The following is a 2046-nucleotide window of genomic DNA, read 5'->3' as shown; positions in this document are numbered from 1 at the left end:
ATAAGTATTATTTTTTTTTGTTTAATTTTCATGAGTTATCCTCCTTCATATAACACTTTAAAGGAAATTTATACAACTATAAAGTATGCGTGTTAAAATTAAACAAATTACAAATATCGAAACTTGGAGATGCAAATATGGAAGATATTAAACATGTAGTAGCTAATAACATTAAAAAGTATAGAAAAGAAGAAAGACTTACTTTGCAACAATTATCTTATCTTACAGGTGTGAGCAAAACCATGCTTAATCAAATAGAAACAGAAAAATCCAGTCCTTCTATAACTATTTTATGGCGTATATCTAGCGGCTTAAAAATACCTCTAAGTAAACTTATTTCATCACCCCATAAAGGTGTAGAAGTGATTGATAAATCTGAAATTCAAGCTATTTATGATAATAAAAAAAGATCTGTCAGCTATCCTTATTTTTTATATCAAACAGACCAACCTTTTGAAGTTTTCCAAACTGAATTAAAACCCTACAGTTCTTTAAAACCTGAAGCACATCATCAAGAATCAACAATATTTTTAATGGTTACAAAGGGAGTAGTAAATATGATTATTGAGAATAATAAATATTCTTTATCGCAAGACCAAGCAATTAAATTTAATTCTCATTTACATCACGAATATTTAAATGCAAGTGAAAAAACGATATCATTTATTTCAATTTTACATTATAAAATGTAAAGTCTATTTGAAGTTCTTTTCTTTTTAATTACAGTACTTTTCTTTAAACAATAGTGTTATATAATGAAATCGTCGTATGCTGAGCAATTAGAAATATCCTTATAAAAGAGGTACTAGTATGACTTTTTCTATTCAACCTTTTTGTTTAGATCACTTAGTTGATATTAGTCGCATATGGAATGATGTTATTATAGCAGGAACCCACTTCCCGCAAGATAAAACCTTAAGCTTAGAGGAGTGTCATTCTTTATTTACTCAAGCATCATATACAGCTGTTGCTGTACTTAATAATGAAGTTGTCGGCGTGTATATATTGTATCCTAATAATATTGGACGATTAAGAAAAGTTGCTAATGCATCATATGCTGTTGATAAGAAAGCTAGAGGTAAAAAAGTTGGAAAAGCACTTATTATGCATTCACTAAACAAGTCTAAAGAACTTAACTTTCGGATATTACAATTCAATTCCGTCGTTGATTCTAACTCAGGCGCTAAATATCTTTATAATAAATTAGGATTTAAACATGCTGGTTATATTCCTAATTGCTTTAAAGTCAACGATGTTAATTACCAAGGAGTTAACATTTTTTATTATGATTTAACGACATTTTCTAATATTCAATACCATAATTTATATTAAAAATTTTATGAAGTAAATATTAAATCGAACAATAAAAAAGCAAGCGACTACGATGATTGATAGTCGCTTGGTTTTTTATTGTTCTTTCAATCGTTTAATCGCATTTTTCAGTTGACGATCATCGCGATATGTATTGAAGTTAAAAAATGCTGTACTATCAAAATGTTGTAATAAGTGATGAAAGACGTCATTTTCTTGTCTCAGTTGGTCGATTTCATCTTCCAACTGATGAATATGATGCTGGAGTGCCTGATTGTTCGATTTGAGTGCCTCGTTGTCTTTTTTAAACAATTCACTGACTTCACTGGATTCTTTAATTTGTTCGATGACTGTCGGTTTAATGCGATTACCAATGGCTGTATGACGTATGTATTCGGTCACATTCATCTCTCGAATATCCGCAAGTGCACAAATCTTTTCGTATTGCGATTGACTTACACGAATTGTTAGGATTTTTTCTTTTGAATTTTGTTTTTTTGGCATTGAACCACCTCATCGTTAATATATGATAAGCATACATATGTTTGCTTATCTTTATATTAATATAACATACATATGTATGCTAATAAATATGTATGATTCGAGGTGGTATGAGCTAACATTTGGCATACAGATTTTCAAACATATTTGTTTGATAATGCGTATGTCATTTGTTATCTATAGAACGGAATTCAAAAATATATTTTTGAATGTAGTGAGTGCCTCGCCAGAGCG

Annotated in this window: 3 protein-coding genes; 2 read left to right on the top strand and 1 reads right to left on the bottom strand. The window is 29.5% G+C overall.

Annotated elements, in window-relative coordinates:
• Positions 1 to 89: 89 nt before the first annotated feature.
• Together ABTY61_RS41570 and ABTY61_RS41565 are read left to right on the top strand one after the other, a co-directional pair.
• A complete protein-coding gene (locus ABTY61_RS41570; protein ID WP_350510450.1) occupies positions 90 to 692 on the top strand; it encodes a helix-turn-helix domain-containing protein in 603 nt (200 codons plus the stop codon).
• 118 nt (positions 693 to 810) lie between these two features.
• Positions 811 to 1332: a GNAT family N-acetyltransferase gene (locus ABTY61_RS41565; RefSeq protein ID WP_162163809.1), complete on the top strand. Its 522-nt coding sequence runs from the start codon at positions 811 to 813 to the stop codon at positions 1330 to 1332.
• A gap of 75 nt (positions 1333 to 1407) precedes the next feature.
• On the opposite strand, the gene ABTY61_RS41560 is transcribed toward ABTY61_RS41565, so the two are convergent.
• Positions 1408 to 1815 (bottom strand): plasmid mobilization protein, encoded by a 408-nt coding sequence (locus ABTY61_RS41560; RefSeq protein WP_162163808.1) that lies wholly within the window; start codon positions 1813 to 1815, stop codon positions 1408 to 1410.
• Positions 1816 to 2046 lie beyond the last annotated feature (231 nt).

The organism is Kitasatospora sp. NPDC096128 (assembly GCF_040303105.1).
GTDB lineage: Bacteria > Actinomycetota > Actinomycetes > Streptomycetales > Streptomycetaceae > Kitasatospora.
This window is presented reverse-complemented; position numbering and strand designations above follow the sequence as displayed.